21 protein-coding genes are annotated in these 17,733 nt (G+C 64.6%); 15 read left to right on the top strand and 6 right to left on the bottom strand.

From position 1 onward, the window contains the following. Positions 1-1,041 (top strand): acyl-CoA dehydrogenase family protein (locus VGH54_RS28460; protein ID WP_331515505.1); only part of this gene is annotated, 1,041 nt, incomplete at its 5' end. Positions 1,042-1,214: 173 nt separating this feature from the next. On the opposite strand, the gene VGH54_RS28455 is transcribed toward VGH54_RS28460, so the two are convergent. Beyond that, positions 1,215-1,529 carry a hypothetical protein gene (locus VGH54_RS28455; RefSeq protein WP_331515504.1) on the bottom strand — a complete coding sequence of 105 codons (315 nt, stop codon included), beginning with the start codon at positions 1,527-1,529 and terminating at the stop codon, positions 1,215-1,217. A gap of 663 nt (positions 1,530-2,192) precedes the next feature. Here VGH54_RS28455 and VGH54_RS28450 point away from each other — a divergent pair. Then, the gene (locus tag VGH54_RS28450; protein ID WP_331515502.1) at positions 2,193-2,501 is read left to right on the top strand and encodes a hypothetical protein; all 309 of its coding nucleotides are present in this window, start codon (positions 2,193-2,195) and stop codon (positions 2,499-2,501) included. Between the two features lie 35 nt (positions 2,502-2,536). Beyond that, positions 2,537-3,049: a DinB family protein gene (locus VGH54_RS28445; protein ID WP_331515500.1), complete on the top strand. Its 513-nt coding sequence runs from the start codon at positions 2,537-2,539 to the stop codon at positions 3,047-3,049. A gap of 105 nt (positions 3,050-3,154) precedes the next feature. On the opposite strand, the gene VGH54_RS28440 is transcribed toward VGH54_RS28445, so the two are convergent. Together VGH54_RS28440 and fadD2 are read right to left on the bottom strand one after the other, a co-directional pair. Then, positions 3,155-3,523 (bottom strand): group 1 truncated hemoglobin, encoded by a 369-nt coding sequence (locus VGH54_RS28440; RefSeq protein ID WP_331515499.1) that lies wholly within the window; start codon positions 3,521-3,523, stop codon positions 3,155-3,157. Between the two features lie 19 nt (positions 3,524-3,542). Next, positions 3,543-5,219 carry a long-chain-fatty-acid--CoA ligase FadD2 gene (fadD2, locus tag VGH54_RS28435; RefSeq protein WP_331515498.1) on the bottom strand — a complete coding sequence of 559 codons (1,677 nt, stop codon included), beginning with the start codon at positions 5,217-5,219 and terminating at the stop codon, positions 3,543-3,545. Between the two features lie 66 nt (positions 5,220-5,285). On the opposite strand from fadD2, the gene VGH54_RS28430 reads away from it, so the two are divergent. From VGH54_RS28430 to VGH54_RS28410, 5 genes are read left to right on the top strand one after another with little or no spacing between them, the layout of a single operon-like run. Continuing rightward, on the top strand, positions 5,286-6,506 hold the full coding sequence (locus tag VGH54_RS28430) for a DNA polymerase domain-containing protein (RefSeq protein WP_331515497.1): 1,221 nt from the start codon (positions 5,286-5,288) through the stop codon (positions 6,504-6,506). 27 nt (positions 6,507-6,533) lie between these two features. Continuing rightward, positions 6,534-7,520 carry an ABC transporter substrate-binding protein gene (locus VGH54_RS28425; protein WP_331515496.1) on the top strand — a complete coding sequence of 329 codons (987 nt, stop codon included), beginning with the start codon at positions 6,534-6,536 and terminating at the stop codon, positions 7,518-7,520. A gap of 45 nt (positions 7,521-7,565) precedes the next feature. Continuing rightward, entirely contained in the window at positions 7,566-8,195 is a 630-nt protein-coding gene (locus VGH54_RS28420; RefSeq protein WP_331515494.1) for an allophanate hydrolase subunit 1, read from the top strand. 9 nt (positions 8,196-8,204) lie between these two features. Further along, a complete protein-coding gene (locus VGH54_RS28415; protein ID WP_331515493.1) occupies positions 8,205-9,110 on the top strand; it encodes a 5-oxoprolinase/urea amidolyase family protein in 906 nt (301 codons plus the stop codon). Positions 9,111-9,131: 21 nt separating this feature from the next. Further along, the gene (locus VGH54_RS28410) at positions 9,132-9,677 is read left to right on the top strand and encodes a GNAT family N-acetyltransferase (RefSeq protein ID WP_331515491.1); all 546 of its coding nucleotides are present in this window, start codon (positions 9,132-9,134) and stop codon (positions 9,675-9,677) included. A 47-nt stretch (positions 9,678-9,724) separates the two neighbouring features. Here VGH54_RS28410 and VGH54_RS28405 read toward each other — a convergent pair whose 3' ends face one another. After that, on the bottom strand, positions 9,725-10,246 hold the full coding sequence (locus VGH54_RS28405) for a DUF302 domain-containing protein (RefSeq protein WP_331515490.1): 522 nt from the start codon (positions 10,244-10,246) through the stop codon (positions 9,725-9,727). A gap of 88 nt (positions 10,247-10,334) precedes the next feature. On the opposite strand from VGH54_RS28405, the gene VGH54_RS28400 reads away from it, so the two are divergent. From VGH54_RS28400 to VGH54_RS28375, 6 genes are all read left to right on the top strand, one after another. Beyond that, on the top strand, positions 10,335-10,859 hold the full coding sequence (locus tag VGH54_RS28400; RefSeq protein WP_331515489.1) for a helix-turn-helix domain-containing protein: 525 nt from the start codon (positions 10,335-10,337) through the stop codon (positions 10,857-10,859). Positions 10,860-10,953: 94 nt separating this feature from the next. Beyond that, positions 10,954-11,250, top strand: coding sequence for a hypothetical protein (locus VGH54_RS28395; protein ID WP_331515488.1), 297 nt, complete (start codon positions 10,954-10,956; stop codon positions 11,248-11,250). A gap of 77 nt (positions 11,251-11,327) precedes the next feature. After that, positions 11,328-12,155: a hypothetical protein gene (locus VGH54_RS28390; protein ID WP_331515486.1), complete on the top strand. Its 828-nt coding sequence runs from the start codon at positions 11,328-11,330 to the stop codon at positions 12,153-12,155. A gap of 39 nt (positions 12,156-12,194) precedes the next feature. Continuing rightward, positions 12,195-14,111 carry a fumarate reductase/succinate dehydrogenase flavoprotein subunit gene (locus tag VGH54_RS28385; RefSeq protein WP_331515484.1) on the top strand — a complete coding sequence of 639 codons (1,917 nt, stop codon included), beginning with the start codon at positions 12,195-12,197 and terminating at the stop codon, positions 14,109-14,111. Then, on the top strand, positions 14,111-14,857 hold the full coding sequence (locus VGH54_RS28380) for a succinate dehydrogenase/fumarate reductase iron-sulfur subunit (RefSeq protein WP_331515483.1): 747 nt from the start codon (positions 14,111-14,113) through the stop codon (positions 14,855-14,857). Before VGH54_RS28385 ends, VGH54_RS28380 begins: the two co-directional genes overlap by 1 nt. 63 nt (positions 14,858-14,920) lie before the next feature. Then, positions 14,921-15,082: a hypothetical protein gene (locus VGH54_RS28375; RefSeq protein WP_331515482.1), complete on the top strand. Its 162-nt coding sequence runs from the start codon at positions 14,921-14,923 to the stop codon at positions 15,080-15,082. On the opposite strand, the gene VGH54_RS28370 is transcribed toward VGH54_RS28375, so the two are convergent. Continuing rightward, positions 15,079-15,567, bottom strand: a complete 489-nt coding sequence (locus VGH54_RS28370) for a flavin reductase family protein (RefSeq protein WP_331515481.1) — start codon at positions 15,565-15,567, stop codon at positions 15,079-15,081. The two genes, VGH54_RS28375 and VGH54_RS28370, sit on opposite strands and share 4 nt — an antisense overlap. Positions 15,568-15,607: 40 nt before the next feature. Continuing rightward, positions 15,608-16,630 carry an isopenicillin N synthase family dioxygenase gene (locus VGH54_RS28365; protein ID WP_331515480.1) on the bottom strand — a complete coding sequence of 341 codons (1,023 nt, stop codon included), beginning with the start codon at positions 16,628-16,630 and terminating at the stop codon, positions 15,608-15,610. Positions 16,631-16,840: 210 nt separating this feature from the next. Here VGH54_RS28365 and VGH54_RS28360 point away from each other — a divergent pair. Continuing rightward, positions 16,841-17,733, top strand: an 893-nt coding sequence (locus VGH54_RS28360) for an acyl-CoA dehydrogenase family protein (protein ID WP_331515479.1), incomplete at its 3' end; no start/stop codon positions are given.

The raw sequence follows: 17,733 nt of genomic DNA, 5'->3' as shown, positions 1-17,733 counted from the left end.
GCGTTCAAGGCGATGGATCGGGAACCGCGCACCGTGGCGCTCGCCGAGGGCGGCTGGGTGTTGCCGTACCTGCCCGCGCCGTGGGGCCGGGCGTCGGGCCCCATCGAGCAGATCATCATCGCCCAGGAATTCGCCACCGGGCGGGTCAAGCGGCCGCAGACCGGAATCGCGACGTGGATCGTCCCGTCGATCGTGGCGTTCGGGACCGAGGAGCAAAAGCAGCGGTTCCTGCCGCCGACCTTCCGCGGCGAGATGATCTGGTGCCAGCTGTTTTCCGAGCCGGGCGCCGGTTCGGACCTGGCCGGGTTGAGTACGAAGGCCACCAAGGTCGACGGCGGTTGGCGGATCACCGGCCAGAAGATCTGGACCACCGCCGCGCAACTGTCCCAGTGGGGTGCGCTGTTGGCGCGCACCGACCCGTCGGCGCCGAAACACAATGGCATCACGTACTTCCTGCTGGACATGAAGAGCGAGGGCGTCGAGGTGAAGCCGTTGCGTGAGCTCTCCGGGGGCGCGATGTTCAACACCGTGTTCATCGACGACGTGTTCGTACCCGACGAGTTGGTGCTCGGCGAGGTCAACCGCGGCTGGGAGGTCAGTCGCAACACGCTGACCGCCGAACGCGTCTCGATCGGCAACAGCGAGGCACCGTTCCTGGCCAGCCTCGACCAGTTCGTCGAATTCGTCCGAGATGGGCAGTTCGACCAGATCGGGCAGAACCGCGCCGGACAACTGATCGCCGAGGGCCACGCCGCCAAGCTGCTCAACATGCGCTCGACGCTGCTGACATTGGCCGGCGGAGACGCGATGCCGTCAGCGGCCATCTCCAAGCTGCTGTCGATGCGTACCGGACAGGGCTACGCCGAATTCGGGTTGTCGTCCTTCGGGTCCGACGGAGCGATCGGCGACCCTGAACAGCTGCCCGGCAAGTGGGCGGAATATGTGCTGGCCAGCCGGGCGACCACCATCTACGGCGGCACGTCCGAAGTGCAGCTCAACATCGTCGCCGAACGGCTACTGGGGCTGCCCCGCGATCCGTAGGCCCGCAGACCAAAAAGTTCACGCCGACCTGACGGAGCTCAGATCGGCGTGAACTTTTGTGCCGGAAGCCGACTGGCCCCGTCTTGTCCAAGGGCGGAGCCAGTCGGCTCACCGGGCGGCTGGCCCCGTCTGTCCAAGGGCGGGGCCAGCCTGTCCCCCCAGGCGGCGTTACGTCACCACCAGTAGTTCCACCAGGGCCGATAGCCCAAACCAGGTGGCCCCCAACCTCCATTGCCCCAACCAGGATGGCCACCCCAACGGCCCCAGCCGCCGCGGCCGCCCCCGCCGCCCCAGCCGCTGTGGCCGCCCCAAGCGCCTGGGCCGCCGCCGTGGCCGTCCCAACCGCCGCCATGACCCCCGCCGCCTCCGCCGGGCCTAAGCGGGAAACCGGGGGCGCCGTGGGGACCGGACATGTCGAAGGTGGTGCCGGGAGCGGCCGGAGCGGCCTGCGCGATGGGGGTGCCACCGAACAGCATCGCGCCGGCCACCGCGCTTGCACCTAACGCGCCTGCAGCTCGGCGACCAGCCGAAGTCAATGAAATCGACATTTTGGTTGCTCCTTTGTCATCGAGAAACTGACATAAAGGAAGCCTAAATCACGATCCTTAGCAACGGATAAGCTAGCAAGATAATGAAGCTGAGAACGGGTTTTACACTCGCCGTCATCTATTCACGGCTACGCCCTTTAACTCGGCTAATTGGTTTTCATAGGTTACTGATTCCATGACTTCATGAGATACGTCGATACTGAATTCAGTAACTACTGATGTGACGATACCTGCTGCTCAGAGCTCTATATCCGTCACTCGTGATCCGCGCTTCAGTAGGCCGCTGCACAATAATGATTTGATGCAATGAGCATTCGATAACCTCGTAGCTACCTTGGTATGGCCGCTAGTTGGCGCACCATTAATGTCGAGCGTTATACGCGAAATCTGATACGGCTGTCTATGCACAGCAATCACCAGTCAACTCAACAATTTAAATCGGCGCAATCCTCTTCGGGAACAGCCGGCCGCCGTCGCTCACCATGGCATACCCGGCGGGGACACGGCGCACACACCGGGCAACCAGTGCATAACTACGCTTCAACGGACATACTGATCTCCTGATCTACTGAAAAGTCACGCCGAAGAAGGTCCCGCAGCCGCATGGAGCCCAGTTCGTCATCGTTTCGAGCCAAACCATATGCGAGCGCGGACGCCTCAGCGCGGACCGAACGCCTGCACAACGTCCGCCAGAAGCTCGACCAACGTTCGCGCGGGCAACGAACGAGACGGACCGTGGACCTGACACCCGCCACTCACCGAGCCCTCGACATTTGGCAGCGAGAAGCGGCCGACCGCCTAGGGTTCGCCCGCGTCACCGGCCAAGAAGTCATCAGCGCTCTCATCGAGCTGCTTCTCACGGACGCGAAACTGTCCGCCGAAGTAACTCGAAGCATCCGCGAACGGCGCTGATCTCACGACCGGCGGACAGTGCTAGCTTCGCCGTCATGGCAGCAACGCCGCGTCCCGATCGTCGCGAACACCCGCTAGCCGGCGAGCGCGCCACCCTGGAGGCCTTCCTCGACGACTACCGAGATATCGTGGTGCGCAAGGTTTCCGGACTCTCCGATGCCGATACCCGCCGCAATCTCGTTCCGTCACCGACCACGGTCGGGGGGTTGGTCAAGCACCTGCGCTGGGCGGAATACGGCTGGTTCGAGCAGTTCCTGCAGGGACGGCTCGACGACAACCGCCGCACGCACGAGCGTTCCTGGGAGTTCGAGCTGCAACCCGACGAATCACTGCCGACCCTGATCTCCGAATACCAGGCGCAGTGCGAGGAATCCCGCCGGATCGCCGCGCAATATCCGCTGAACCACGAGCTGTGGCATGGCCGGCTCAAGACGACGGTGTCGCTGCGTTGGATCTACGTGCATATGATCCAGGAGATCGCCCGTCACACTGGACAACTCGACATCCTGCGCGAGCAGCTGGACGGCGCCGCCGGGTTCGAAGGGTGACCCCTTCGCTAGCCCTAACCTCGCTCTAACAAGACGTGAAGCCAACAAATCCAAGTCGAAGTGGGGGATCTTGCGTTCTGCCAGCTCGGCACAATAATCGCCGGGCTACACTTCTACGATATCTTGCCGATAACGCTCGAAGAGCTCGAGAAACTCGGCCCTTTCCGGTTCGGGCACACCATTTTTCAGCAGTGCAGCGATCGCGTAACCCATGTTTGCGTCCCACTCGGCAGTAGTTATTGCCAGCCCGGCGTGGGATGTTTTCATATCCCGGCCGATGTAATGGCACGGGCCACCGCTCAGTTCACAGATCTGCTCGATCAGCAACTGCTGGGCCCGCATGTGCGAGTCCAGGCTGCGGCCGGTCGCGAACCGGGCGAAGGCCGGGTCGCCGCGCAGACTGCTGAACATGTCGTCGACAACCGCCGCGATCACGTCGTATCCGCCCAGGCGGCGATACAGCGATGACGGCATTGCTGAGGACACCGGCGCGCTAGTCGACGTCGATCTCGCGCAGTTCGCGCTTGAGGATTTTTCCGGTCGGGTTGCGCGGCAACTCGTCGAGGAACACCACTTCCCGCGGCACCTTGTATTTTGCCAGCTGATCCTTCACATGCTTTTTGACGGTGTCCTCGTCGAGGTCAGCGTTGTCCTTCTTGACCACGAAGGCACGCAGTCGGTGGCCCCACTCCTTGTCCTCGACGCCGATCGCCGTGGCCTCCACCACGTCGGGATGCGCGCTGATGCAGTCCTCAACTTCGGCCGGGAAGACGTTCTCGCCGCCGGAGACGATCATCTCGTCATCGCGACCGCTGATATACAGCAAGCCGCGCTCGTCGAAGTAGCCAACGTCACCAGATGACAGCAAGCCGTCGATGATCTGCTTGTTGCCGCCGCCGGTGTAGCCCTCGAACGGGAAGCTGGTACCCACGAAAATCCTGCCGACCTCGCCCTGCGGCAACTCCTTGCCGTTTTCGTCGTAGATCTTGACCTTGACACCCTTGACCGGGGGCCCGGCCGTCGTGGAGTTGAACTCGAGGTGGTGTGGCTGCGCGATGGTCGCGAACGCGATCTCGGTGGAACCGTACATGTTGTACACGACCGGACCAATGTCCTTCAGCGCCCGTTCGGCGACGTCGGCACCTAGCGCTGAACCCGAGACGAAAATGATTCGCAGGCTAGACAAATCGGGCTTGCCGTCCATCTTCTCCAGCGCATCGAGCATGCGCGCCAGCATCACCGGCACAACCACGACCGCTGTCACTTTGTGTTTCTCGATGTCTTCGAAAACCTGAGCCGGTTTGAACTTGCTATGCAGTACCAGCGTCGAACCAAGGAACATCCCGATGGTGGCGTGCAGGAAACCCAGGGCATGGAACATCGGTGCCGGCAGCGAGGTCACCTCGTTGGCCTTGAACGGTACGTGCGACAAGATGCCCCCGATCGGCGCCAACGTCGGCGGGGTACTGCGGTTGGCGCCCTTCGGGGTGCCGGTAGTGCCACTGGTCAAGATGATGATCGACGAGTGCTTGCTGGCCTTCGGCGCTGGCGCCTTGCTGTGGGCGACGACCAGGTTGGCCAACGTTTCATCGGCGCTGCCGGAGTCCTCACCGTCCGGAGTGGTGCCCAGTGCGCGCAGCTTGCCCAGCGGCGGCTTGGCCTTGCTGACGTCTCCGGCGTACTCGTCGTCGTAAATGATCAGCTTGGCGCCCTCACGTTCCGAGACCTCTTTGATCTGGGGGCCGGAGAACGAGCTGTTGAGCAGGATGATGCGAGCCCCGACCCGTGCGCAGCCGAATTCTGCGACCGCGAACCAGCGGTGATTGCGCGCCAGGATCGCCACCCCGTCGCCGCCGCGCACCCCCTTGGCCAGCAGCCCGTGGGCGACCGCGTTGGCGGCCTCATCGAGCTCCCGGTAGGTGAACGAGCCTTCGTCGTCGATGATCGCCGCGCGGTTGGGCGTCCGCCTGGCGTTGAACGACGGCAGCATGCCGATTTCGCCCCACTTCGCGATGTCGGTGGCCATCGCGCCGTAGTTCAGCGGGTTCTCCAACCTAAACGTGCCGGATTCGATGATTTTGCGGAGGTAATGCAGCTCAGAGGCTCCACGCTCGGCATACTGCTGGATTTTGGTTAACGCCTGACCAGGCAGATCGATGAGATGAGGCATGCCTTCACACTATGTGACGGACGTCGCAGCGCGGCCCGGAACGTTCTCGCGAATTAGCATGAACCCATGGCTCCGGTGTCTTTGGACGTGGGCGGACGCCAGGTTGAAGTCACGCATCCCGACAAGGTGATCTTTCCCGATCGGGACGGCCGGGCCGGCCACACCAAACTCGACCTGATCCAGTACTACCTGGCCGTCGCCGACGGCGCCCTGCGCGGTGTGGCCGGTCGACCCATGATCCTGAAGCGGTTCGTCAAGGGCATCGACCAGGAGGCCATCTTCCAGAAACGCGCGCCGGAGAAACGCCCCGAGTGGGTCGATGTCGCCGAACTGCGGTACGCGTCCGGCACTTCGGCCAAAGAGGCCGTTATCCACGATGCGGCCGGTTTGGCCTGGGCAGTCAACCTGGGCTGTGTCGACCTCAACCCGCATCCGGTGCTCGCCGACGACCTCGACCATCCCGACGAACTCCGCGTCGATCTCGACCCGATGCCCGGCGTGACGTGGCCGCAGATCCTGGACGTCGCGCAGGTCGCCCGCGAAGTACTCGAGGACTACGGGCTGATCGCCTGGCCGAAAACGTCCGGGTCTCGCGGCTTTCACATCTACGCCCGCATCGTTCCGAGCTGGTCCTTTCGCCAGGTGCGGCTGGCCGCACAAACCGTCGCCCGAGAGGTGGAGCGACGCGCGCCCGAACTGGCCACCAGCCGATGGTGGAAAGAGGAGCGCGAGGGGGTGTTCGTCGACTTCAACCAGAACGCCAAAGACCGCACCGTCGCGTCGGCGTATTCGGTGCGGGCCACCCCGGACGCGCGGGTCTCGACGCCGCTGCGGTGGGACGAAGTCGAGAACTGCGACCCCGCGACCTTCACCGTGACGACGGTGCCGCGGCGGTTCGCTGAGCTCGGCGACCCGTGGGAGGGAATCAACGACACCGCCGGCGACCTTGACCGGTTACTCACTCTGGCCGAAGAACTCGGACCGGCGGAGAAGGCGCCGAAGGGCGCGCGCCGCGATGGGACCGGACGGCGTCAGTCGGTGATGCCGCTCATCGAGATCGCCCGCACCAAGACCAAGGACGAGGCGATGGCCGCGCTGGCCACCTGGCGCGAGCGTCATGCCGCCGCGGCCGAACGTCTGGAGCCGGCCGACGTGCTGATCGACGGCATGCGCGGACCGAGTTCGATCTGGTACCGGATTCGGATCAACCTGCAGCATGTGCCCGACGACCAACGGCCGCCGCAGGAGGAATTGGTTGCCGACTACAGTCCCTGGCCGACCCGTTGACCTGAGCGAACACGCTATTCTCACGCCATGGTCGAGCACTGGAACCGACGGGGGTTCCTCCGCGCCGGCGCGGCGGCGGGACTGCTCGTGTTCGCCGCGCCCGCGGCCTGCTCGTCGCACAAGTCACCGCCCGCCTCGAGCGGGGGCGGCGGACCTCTCACCATCACGCACGCCTTCGGCGAGACGACCATTCCCCAGCCGCCCAAGCGGGTAGTCAGCGCCGGCTTCACCGGACAGGACGATCTGCTTGCACTCGGAATTGTGCCGGTCGCGGTGACCAACTGGTTCGGCGACCAGCCGTTCGGGGTGTGGCCGTGGGCCCAACCCAAACTCGGAAACGCCAAACCCGTTGTGCTCAACCTGGACAACGGAATTCAGGTCCAGCAGATCGCGGCCCTGAAACCCGACCTGATCATCGCCACCGACGCCGGACTCGACCAGGACACCTACCAAAAGCTCGCCGCGATCGCACCGACGCTTGCGCAGTCCGACGGCCACGCGTTCTTCGAACCGTGGAAAGACCAAGCGAAGGCCATCGGCCAGGCGGTTTACCAATCCGGCCAGATCACGTCGCTGATCAACGGTGTCGACAAGGGTTTCACCGCCGTCGCGGACAAATACCCGCAGTTCAAGGACAAGCGGGTGGTGTTGCTGCAAGGCAGGCTGCATGACGACAACGTCGTTGCCACGACCGGCTGGCGAACAGAATTTCTCACCCAGATGGGCCTGACCATCCCCGAGAGCATCGCCGGCCTGGCCGTCGATCAGGAGCGGGCGTTCATTCCGCGCGACAAGATCAAGTTGGTCCTCGGCGCCGCCGACCTGCTAATTTGGACCACGGAAAGCGACAAGGACCAGGCCGACCTGTTGGCTAATCCCGATGTGGCAGAGCTGCGTTCGCGTAGCGTGTTCACCACCAAGGATCAGGCCGGGGCAATCGCCTACGCGTCGCCGCTGAGCTACCCGCTGGTGGCCGACCAGCTGCCACCGCTGATCGCCAACATCCTGCACTAGAACGAGCTCTGGCCAGCCGGCACCTCACCGAGTTACCGTCGAGTAATGAGCAGCAGCCTGACCGACAGCGTTCTCGACTACGGCGATCAGGCCCTGCTGCTGCAATTCGACAGCACCGCTGAGGTATTGGCGTGGACGGGTGCGCTGCGTGAGGTCGCGATGCCCGGTGTCCTCGACATCGTCCCGGCCGCCCGCACGGTGCTGCTCAAACTCGACGGCTCCGGCCGGCAGAGCGCTATCCGCCGTCGGCTCGGCAGGCTGACGGTGGCGCCCGACGCCGAGGCGACCGCGCCTGCCGAGCCCACGGTGATCGACGTCGTGTACGACGGCGCCGACCTCGCCGAGGTCGCCGAGCTCACCGGAATGAGCACGGCACAGGTCATCGACGCTCACACCGCCAACCCATGGATGGTCGGATTCTGCGGTTTTGCACCGGGTTTTGCCTATCTGGTCGGCGGCGACCCGCGTCTGGCCGTGCCGCGACGGTCCGAGCCACGCCCATCGGTCCCGGCCGGTGCGGTGGGCCTGGCCGGCGAATTCACCGGAATCTACCCGCGTCGCTCCCCTGGCGGATGGCAGTTGATCGGCCACACCGACGCGGTGCTGTGGGACATTGATCGGCCCGATCCGGCGTTGCTGACGCCGGGCATGTGGGTCCAGTTCCGGGCTGCGTAGCGAGGAGCCATGACGACGCTGGAAATTCTGCACACTGGACCGCTGGCCCTCATCGAAGACCTCGGCCGCGTCGGACTCGCCCATCTCGGGGTCACCCGGTCGGGAGCGGCCGACCGGCGGTCACACACACTGGCCAACCGACTGGTGGCCAACCCGGACGACCGCGCCACCATCGAGGTGACGATGGGTGGATTCACGGCGCGAGTCCGCGGCGGCGACGTCGACATCGCAGTCACCGGCGCCGACACCAATCCGCGGGTTGGCGTAACCATGTTCGGCGCCAACAGCATTCAACACGTCCGCGATGGCGAGGTAATCGCACTGGGCACGCCACGCTCCGGATTGCGCAGCTACCTGGCCGTCCGTGGCGGCTTCGACGTGACCCCGGTGCTGGGGTCACGTAGCTACGACGTGATGTCGGCAATCGGTCCGTTGCCGTTGGAACCTGGTGACGTGTTACCGATCGGGGAGCACACCGAGGAGTATCCGGAGCTCGACCAGGCGCCGGTGGCGCCGATCTCCGACCAATTGGTCGAACTTCTGGTTGCTCCCGGCCCGCGCGACGACTGGCTGGCCGATGCCGACGCCCTGGTGCACACCATCTGGATGGCGTCGGACCGCAGCGATCGCGTGGGGATGCGGCTCGAAGGACGACCGCTGCTACACCGCGACCCGGGGCGCCAACTGCCCAGCGAGGGCGCGACCCGCGGCGCGATCCAGGTGCCGCCCAACGGATTACCGGTGATCCTCGGTCCCGATCACCCGGTTACCGGCGGCTATCCGGTGGCCGGCGTGATCGCCGACCAAGACATCGACAAGCTCGCCCAGGTGCGTCCCGGTCAGTACGTGCGACTGCACTGGTCGCGTCCCAGAATCGCCGCGACTTCCGTGTCGAGTTCGGTGGCGGCGGACTAGTCCAACTGGTAGACCAGCAGTGTGCACACCCAGGTTCACACCGCTCGGCTGGTCCACACCGCCGACCTGGAGAGCGATGCGCGGCAGCGCGCGCACGAGATGGTCAACGAGGCGTTCGCCGGCGAGTTCAGTGCCGCCGACTGGGACCACGCGCTGGGCGGAATGCATGCCCTGATCTGGCGCCACGGCGCGATCATCGCGCACGGCGCCGTGGTGCAACGACGCCTGCTCTACCGCGGGCTATCGCTGCGCTGCGGGTATGTGGAAGCCGTTGCGGTACGCGAGGATTGGCGAGGTCAAGGCCTGGCCATCGCGATCCTCGACGCCTGCGAGCAAGTCATCCGCGGCGGTTACCAGCTCGGTGCGCTGAGTTCCTCGGACCGGGGTAGGCGGCTCTACACGCTGCGCGGTTGGCTGCCATGGCGCGGACCGACGTCGGTGTTGGCACCCGGCGGCCCGACCAGGACTCCCGACGACGACGGCTCGGTGTTCGTCTTCCCGCTCGGGACCAACCTGGACGACACCGCGGCGCTGGCGTGCGACTGGCGCGACGGCGACGTCTGGTGATCACACTCGAATCCGGTGGGGCTCAACAGCTCCACCGGATTCGTGCACTAACCGAAGGCCTGCCCGGCGTCCACGCCGACCACACGGAGCAGGTTGGCGACCTTGCGGTCCAGATCCTTGCCGACGGCGGCCACTTCGGCGATGCCGAGACTGCCGAAGGCCGGGCCGGGCTGATCCATCGTGAACACCGCGTCGCCGCCGGCGTCGCTGTAGACCAGCATGCGCAGCGGCGCGTACAACAGCGCCTTGGCATCGTGCCGAAACATGGTCTCGGCGATGACGTGGTTACCGACCAGATACTCGATCGCGTGGGTGCGGTGTCCCGCAACGCTGAAGAAGACACTGGTCTCGATCTTGGCGTACATCATCAAGTCGTTGGGCGCGTTCTCGGCCGCGGCGGCGCGCACGTCGTCCCAGTCGCCGCCGTCCTTGGCGATCCGTTCCAACGTCGTCCGGTCTACCGGCGGCGCCGCCTTCTCGAACGCGGCGACGAATTGCGCAAAAGGAATGCCGGTGTCGATGTCGATGCGGGTCATGCCGTGCTGTTCGCGGTGAAAGCCGACTGTCATCCGGTTTGCCTTCCTACGGTTCATTGACCGAACTCTTCAAAGCGAGTCTATGGTTCGGTCAACGAACCTGCAAGGGTAGGATCCAGTCGTGGCCCTGCCCCGCGAATACGCCGCCGAGAGTTGCCCCATCGCGCGATCGCTGGAGATCGTCGGAGAGCGATGGACGCTGCTGGTCGTGCGTGACGCCTTCTACGGAGTCCGTCGATTCAGCGACTTTCGCGCCCACCTCGATATTCCCAAGGCCGTTCTCTCCGAACGGCTTTCACTCCTCATCGACGAGGGAGTGCTGGCCAAGACGGCGGGTATCCGGGGCCGCGACGAGTACGTGTTGACCCCGAAGGGCCGTCGGCTCTGGCCAGTCATCTGGTCCTTGGCCGGCTGGGGCAACGAGAACTACGTCGAACAGCCGCAGCGCCGCAGCTACCGGCATGCCGACTGCGGCGGCGCGATCGGACCCGACCGGGTGTGCGCGTCGTGCGGGCAACTCCCCGACGTCGCCGACCTCGTCCTGCACCCGCCGCGCCGGCCACGTGAGCGCGCGCTGCGCGACGATCCGGTCAGCAAGGCGCTTCGGCGGCCACGCCGGCTGCTGGAACCGATTCCCCCGGAGTAGGCGCCGCGGGTGATCTGTCTCACGCTGCGGCCCTGCGCTGGATAGTATTGATGTCGTACTGTGATCCATGACACCTTCAGTCCAGGGAGATCCGTTGTCCAGCACTACTGAACTGGCCGAGCTGCACGACCTCATCGGCGGCCTGCGGCGGTGCGTGAGCTCGCTGAAGGCGCGCTACGGCGACAGTCCGGCAATGCGCCGCATCATGATTGACGCTGACCGGATCCTCGGCGATGTCGAATTACTTGACACCGATGTTTCGGAATTAGATTTCGCGCGCGCTACCGTGCAGCAATCCGGTGAAAAGATCGCCATTCCCGACACCGATTACGACCGCGACTTTTGGCGCGACGTCGACGAGGAGGGTGTCGGGGGCCACAACAGGTCCTGACAAGTCAGCCCGGCGAGAATCCGGGGGCCTCCTCTGTGTAGTCTTCGACGAACAGCCCGTTCGAAGAGGAACATTTGATGAGCGCACCAACGGCGAACCGTCCTGCGTCCGGTGTCTTTTCACCTACGCGCGCACACATCCAGGCGCGAACGCTACGCACCGACCGGTGGTGGATGTCGCCGCTGCGAATTGACTTGGGATTCGCCGCATTTGTTATCTACGCGACCTTCCGGGCGTTCCAACAGAATTACTTCTTCGTCCCGAAGTACCACTATCTGACACCGTTCTACTCGCCATGCGTCAGCAAGGCTTGCGGTGAGGCCAGCGACTTCTGGCCGCAGATCCTGCCGCATGTCTGGTGGCTGCCGTTCGCGGCGCTGACGCTGCCGTTCTTGCTGCTGTTCCGGCTGACCTGTTACTACTACCGCGGCGCCTACTACCGCACGGTGTGGCAATCGCCCACCGCCTGCGGTGTGGCCGAGCCCCGCGCCCACTACAGCGGCGAGACAAAATTCCCGCTGATCGTGCAGAACACCCACCGGTACTTCTTCTACGTCGCCGGCATCATCTCGGTGATCAACAGCTACGACGCGATCATCGCGTTCCATTCCGACAGCGGACCAGGCGGATTCGGATTGGGCCTGGGCAACGTGATCATGGTCGGCAACGTCATCATGCTGTGGGTGTACACACTGTCCTGCCATTCGTGCCGGCACGTCACCGGTGGGCGACTCAAGCACTTCTCCAAACACCCTGTGCGGTACTGGATCTGGACCCAGGTCAGCAAACTCAACACTCAGCACAAGTTGTACGCCTGGATCACCCTGGGCACGCTGATGCTCACCGACTTCTACATCGCACTGGTGGCCGGCGGCGCCATCCCGGACCTGAGATTTGTTGGCTGACAAGCCGTTTCACGGATATCAAGAGTTTAGTGAGGTTCCATGACTGAGGTCGAGCGGCACTCCTACGACGTCGTCGTGATCGGTGCCGGCGGCGCAGGTTTGCGCGCGGTCATCGAGGCGCGCGAACGCGGTCTCAAGGTCGCGGTGGTGACCAAGTCGCTGTTCGGTAAGGCCCACACCGTCATGGCCGAGGGCGGCTGCGCGGCCGCGATGGGTAACACCAACCCGAAGGACAACTGGAAGACCCACTTCGGCGACACGATGCGCGGTGGGAAGTTTCTGAACAACTGGCGGATGGCCGAGCTGCACGCCAAAGAGGCACCCGACCGGGTTTGGGAGCTGGAGACCTACGGCGCGCTGTTCGACCGCCTCAAAGACGGCAAGATCAGCCAGCGCAACTTCGGTGGACACACCTACCCGCGGCTCGCGCACGTCGGCGACCGCACCGGCTTGGAGCTGATTCGCACCATGCAGCAAAAGATCGTCTCGCTGCAGCAGGAGGACCACGCCGAGCTCGGTGACTACGAGGCCCGGATCAAGGTCTTCGCCGAGTGCGCGATCACCGAGCTGATCAAAGACGGCGGTGCGATCTCTGGTGCGTTCGGCTATCACCGCGAAAGCGGCAACTTCGTCTTGTTCGAGGCCCCCGCGGTGGTCATGGCCACCGGCGGTATCGGCAAGTCGTTCAAGGTCACGTCGAACTCCTGGGAGTACACCGGCGATGGCCACGCATTGGCACTGCGGGCCGGCGCTTCGCTGATCAACATGGAGTTCATCCAGTTCCACCCGACCGGCATGGTGTGGCCGCCCAGTGTGAAAGGGATCCTGGTCACCGAGGGCGTCCGTGGTGACGGCGGTGTGCTCAAGAACTCCGACAACAAGCGGTTCATGTTCGACTACATCCCGCCGGTGTTCAAAGGCCAGTACGCCGAGAGCGAGCAAGAAGCCGACCAGTGGCTCAAGGACAACGACTCGGCCCGTCGCACCCCGGACCTGCTACCCCGTGACGAGGTCGCCCGCGCGATCAACTCCGAAGTCAAGGCCGGCCGCGGCACCCCGCACGGCGGGGTCTATCTCGACATCGCCTCTCGGTTGACCCCCGAGCAGATCAAGAAGCGGCTGCCGTCGATGTACCACCAGTTCAAAGAGCTGGCCGGAGTCGACATCACCGAAGAGCCGATGGAAGTCGGGCCCACCTGCCACTACGTCATGGGCGGCATCGAGGTGGACGCCGATACCGGCGCTGCCACCGTTCCCGGGCTGTTCGCTGCCGGCGAGTGCTCCGGCGGTATGCACGGCTCCAACCGACTCGGCGGCAACTCGCTTTCTGACCTCCTGGTCTTCGGTCGTCGGGCCGGCCTCGGCGCCGCCGACTACGTGCGCGCGTTGAGTAGCCGTCCGAAAGTCTCGGAGGAGGTCGTCGAAACCGCCGCGAAGCGGGCGCTGGCTCCTTTCGAGACACCGACGAACGGCGCTAGCGCGGAGAACCCCTACACGTTGCAGCTCGAGCTGCAGCAGTCGATGAACGACCTGGTGGGCATCATCCGCAAGGCGGAGGAGATCACTGAGGCCCTCGGTCGGCTCGACCAGCTTCGCGAGCGGTTCAAGCATATCCACGTCGAGGGACACCGGCAGTACAACCCTGGCTGGAACCTGGCGCTGGACCTGCGGAACTTGTTGCTGGTCAGCGAATGCGTCGCCAAGGCGGCGTTGGAGCGCACCGAAAGCCGCGGCGGCCACACCCGTGAGGATCACCCGGGGATGGACTCGTCATGGCGCAAGGTCTTGCTGGTCTGCAGCGCCGCCGGTGGCGACGAGGTGGTGCCCGATGTCGCGGTGACGCGCAAGGACCAGATCCCGATGCGGCCCGACCTGCTCGAGGCCTTCGAGATCGCCGAGTTGGAGAAGTACTACACCGACGAAGAGCTGGCCGACCACCCAGGACGGAGAGGCTGATGAGCTACGACGCAACCATGCGGGTCTGGCGTGGCGACGACACGAACGGTGGGCTGCAGGACTACACCGTGGAGGTCAACGAAGGCGAGGTGGTGCTCGACATCATCCACCGCCTGCAGCAGACCCAGACGCCCGACTTGGCCGTGCGGTGGAACTGCAAAGCCGGCAAGTGCGGCTCGTGTTCGGCTGAGGTCAACGGCAAGCCCAAGTTGATGTGCATGACGCGGATGTCGACCTTCGCCGAAGACGAAGTGGTCACCGTGACGCCGATCCGAACCTTCCCGGTGATCCGCGACCTCGTCACCGACGTGTCGTTCAACTATCAAAAGGCCCGGGAAATCCCGTCATTCGCGCCGCCGAAGGATCTTCAGCCCGGCGATTACCGGATGCAGCAGGAGGACGTGGAACGTTCTCAGGAGTTCCGCAAGTGCATCGAATGCTTTCTGTGCAACAACGTCTGTCATGTGATTCGTGACCACGAGGAGAACAAGGAAGCGTTCGCGGGCCCGCGTTTTCTGATGCGGATCGCGGAGCTAGAGATGCATCCGCTGGACACGATGGACCGGCGCGACCAAGCACAGGAGCAGCACGGCCTCGGCTACTGCAACATCACCAAGTGCTGCACGGAAGTGTGCCCGGAGAGCATCAAGATCACCGACAACGCGCTGATCCCGATGAAAGAGCGCGTCGCCGACCGCAAATACGACCCGGTTGTGTGGCTGGGCAACAAGCTGTTCCGTCGATAAGCACCGGGTGTTAGGCCACCGCTGATCCGGGTACCGTCGGTGGTAACCGGAAAGGCGGCGACTATGACTATCCGAAAGCCCACCAGCATCAACAACATTCGCACGGCGATCCACGAGCTGATGGCGCGCGCTGAACTCGCGCACAAAGAAGGACGTGACGCGGAGGGCGCGGAGATCGAGCGTCGGATACAGGCCTACCGCGACGAACTGGGCAGGCGTCCCTAGACCCCGAGACGCCGGAAGACGCTCCGGTGGAACACGATGGGCGCGACATCTGGGTCGACTCGGACGTCGCTGACTCGCAGCACCACGATCGTGTGGTCCCCGGCGGGGATGAGTTGTTCGATCGCGGTTTCCATCCAGAGGCTGGTGCCGTGGATGAACACCGCACCGCTGCTGTAGGACACCGTTTCCAGGTCGGCGAAGCGATCTCCGGTTTTGGCGGCCAGTGTGCGCGCGGCACCGTCGTGCGACTCGCCCAGCACGCTGATGCCCAGCGCCTGGACGTCCTTGAGCTTGGGCCACGTCGTCGAGGTGTTCTGCACGCAGAACGAAACTAGCGGCGGATCCAGCGACACCGGGACAAACGTGCTGGCCGCCAGCCCTTCTCGGACCCCGTTGACTTCGGCAGCGATTGCGATGATGCCGGACGGAAAATGACCAAAGGCCTCGCGCAGGGAGGTAGGCGTCAGCTTGTCGGGTACGTTCACCGGGCTTCACTCGCGTCGACGGGATTTTGCAGTGCTGACCCTACCTGCCAGGCGTTACAACTTGTGCGCTGCCCGTCACGTAGCCGTGCGCCGCTGCAACGTCCGGATGTGCCCGCAGCCTGCTCTTCCAGGCATTGCGGCCATACACCGAGAAGATCGGATCTGACGGGTCCGCGCGATGCCCGGCACGCCCGGCGAGCTCCGCGGGCAACGACAGCGTCGGGACCTGCGCGTCCAGTCGCGGGTTGAAGAAGTAGGGCACCGAGATCCGGTCAACCGCATGGCGCAGATTCACCCGGTGCTCGGTGGCGCGCAGGTAGCCGCCGGTCGCCAGCTCCAGCAGCTCACCGATGTTGACGATGAACGCTCCATCCCGCGCGGGAACGTCCACCCAGTCACCGTCGCGTCCGGCCCGCACCTGCAGTCCCTGACTGCCCGGCTCGGCGAGCAGCAGCGTCAGCACCCCCGAGTCCCGGTGCGCACCCACGCCCTGCGAGCTGGCCGCCGTCGCCGGATAGTGCACGATCTTGATCAGGGTGGCCGGCGCCCCGGCGAACGCGGCGTCGAAAAACGCGGCGTCGAAAACGTCCGCCGGACTGCCCAACGCCGCCGCCCAGTGGCGCAACAGGCCGCGGGCCACCGTGGCCAAGGCCGCATCCCACTCGGCGACGATCCCCGGCAACTCCGGCAAGCTTGCCGGCCACTGGTTGGGGCCTTGCAGCCAGAGGCAGTCGGGCTTGCCCGGGCCGCCGATCGGCTCACGCTCCGGACCGATGTCGATCTGTTCGCGCCAGTCCACCTCGCCGCGGGTCAGCTCACCGCCGAGCCGGGTGTAGCCGCGAAAATGCGGACTGCGCACCATCGCGATGGCGTCTTTCTCGGCTTGCGGCAGCGCGAACAGCCGCCGCCCCGCCGCCAGCATTCGGCGAGTCAGAAGGTCCGGTACCTCGTGTCCGGTGAGGTAAAAGAAACCCACCTCGTGGGCGACCTCGCGGAGCCGCTCTCTCAGTTGGCCAGAGGGGTGACGAAGGTCCACTTCCGGCAGCGTCGTGACGCTTGACACAATTAACACCTACTCATCATCATCCCAGGTGAAGTGGTATGCCAGGGTCCTGATCAGCGCGAAGCCAACTAGTTGGTTGATTAGTCGATGAAATTTAGCTCACAGTCGCTTGCGCCCGGTTACCGACGGGTATAACTTAGGCGTGTTACTGGTGGGTAACTTAGACCCAAGTACCCAACCACAGGTGGCGTTCTCATCGAGGAGGAACCAGTGAGCCACTATAAGAGCAACGTCCGTGACCAGGTATTCAACCTGTTCGAGGTGTTGGGCATCGACAGAGCATTCGGTGAAGGCGACTATGCCGACCTGGATGCCGACACGGCCCGCGAGATGCTGACCGAGATGAGCCGGCTGGCCGAAGGCCCGGTCGCTGATTCGTTTGTCGAGGGTGACCGCAATCCCCCCGTGTTCAACCCCGAGACACACTCGGTGACGCTCCCCGACTCGTTCAAGCGGTCGGTGCACGCGGTCATCGAGGCCGGCTGGGACAAGGTTGGCCTGGACGAAGAGCTGGGCGGCATGCCGATGCCCAAGGCGATGCTGTGGGCGCTGCATGAGCACCTGCTCGGCGCCAACCCGGCGGTGTGGATGTACGCCGGCGGCGCGGGCTTCGCCCAGATCTTCTACAACCTGGCCACCGAAGAGCAGAAGAAGTGGGCAGTGCTGGCCGCCGAGCGCGGTTGGGGCTCGACCATGGTGCTCACCGAGCCGGACGCCGGCTCGGACGTCGGCGCCGGCCGGACCAAGGCCATTCAGCAGGATGACGGCTCGTGGCACATCGACGGGGTGAAGCGCTTCATCACCTCCGGCGACTCGGACGACATGTTCGAGAACATCTTCCACTTGGTGCTGGCGCGCCCCGAGGGCGCCGGCCCCGGTACCAAGGGTCTGTCGCTGTTCTTCGTGCCGAAGTTCCTGTTCGACTTCGAGACCGGCGAGCCGGGCGAGCGCAACGGCGTCTTCGTCACCAACGTCGAGCACAAGATGGGCCTGAAGGTCTCCGCGACGTGTGAGCTGACCTTCGGTCAGCACGGCGTGCCGGCCAAGGGCTGGCTGGTCGGCGAGGTGCACGACGGCATCGCGCAGATGTTCGAGGTCATCGA

Origin of the sequence: Mycobacterium sp., assembly GCF_036488105.1 — a bacterium.
GTDB lineage: Bacteria > Actinomycetota > Actinomycetes > Mycobacteriales > Mycobacteriaceae > Mycobacterium.
The sequence above is the reverse complement of the archived record's forward strand: the minus strand, read 5'-3'. Positions and strand labels throughout refer to the sequence as shown.

What these genes read in the sequence shown, in the direction of transcription:
- VGH54_RS28450 (WP_331515502.1), top strand. Translation starts at nt 2,193, where the DNA reads ATGGAGCCCAGTTCGTCATCGTTTCGAGCCAAACCATATGCGAGCGCG.
- VGH54_RS28445 (WP_331515500.1), top strand. Translation starts at nt 2,537, where the DNA reads ATGGCAGCAACGCCGCGTCCCGATCGTCGCGAACACCCGCTAGCCGGC.
- VGH54_RS28440 (WP_331515499.1), bottom strand. Translation starts at nt 3,523, where the DNA reads ATGCCGTCATCGCTGTATCGCCGCCTGGGCGGATACGACGTGATCGCG.
- fadD2 (WP_331515498.1), bottom strand. Translation starts at nt 5,219, where the DNA reads ATGCCTCATCTCATCGATCTGCCTGGTCAGGCGTTAACCAAAATCCAG.
- VGH54_RS28430 (WP_331515497.1), top strand. Translation starts at nt 5,286, where the DNA reads ATGGCTCCGGTGTCTTTGGACGTGGGCGGACGCCAGGTTGAAGTCACG.
- VGH54_RS28425 (WP_331515496.1), top strand. Translation starts at nt 6,534, where the DNA reads ATGGTCGAGCACTGGAACCGACGGGGGTTCCTCCGCGCCGGCGCGGCG.
- VGH54_RS28420 (WP_331515494.1), top strand. Translation starts at nt 7,566, where the DNA reads ATGAGCAGCAGCCTGACCGACAGCGTTCTCGACTACGGCGATCAGGCC.
- VGH54_RS28415 (WP_331515493.1), top strand. Translation starts at nt 8,205, where the DNA reads ATGACGACGCTGGAAATTCTGCACACTGGACCGCTGGCCCTCATCGAA.
- VGH54_RS28405 (WP_331515490.1), bottom strand. Translation starts at nt 10,246, where the DNA reads ATGACAGTCGGCTTTCACCGCGAACAGCACGGCATGACCCGCATCGAC.
- VGH54_RS28390 (WP_331515486.1), top strand. Translation starts at nt 11,328, where the DNA reads ATGAGCGCACCAACGGCGAACCGTCCTGCGTCCGGTGTCTTTTCACCT.
- VGH54_RS28385 (WP_331515484.1), top strand. Translation starts at nt 12,195, where the DNA reads ATGACTGAGGTCGAGCGGCACTCCTACGACGTCGTCGTGATCGGTGCC.
- VGH54_RS28380 (WP_331515483.1), top strand. Translation starts at nt 14,111, where the DNA reads ATGAGCTACGACGCAACCATGCGGGTCTGGCGTGGCGACGACACGAAC.
- VGH54_RS28375 (WP_331515482.1), top strand. Translation starts at nt 14,921, where the DNA reads ATGACTATCCGAAAGCCCACCAGCATCAACAACATTCGCACGGCGATC.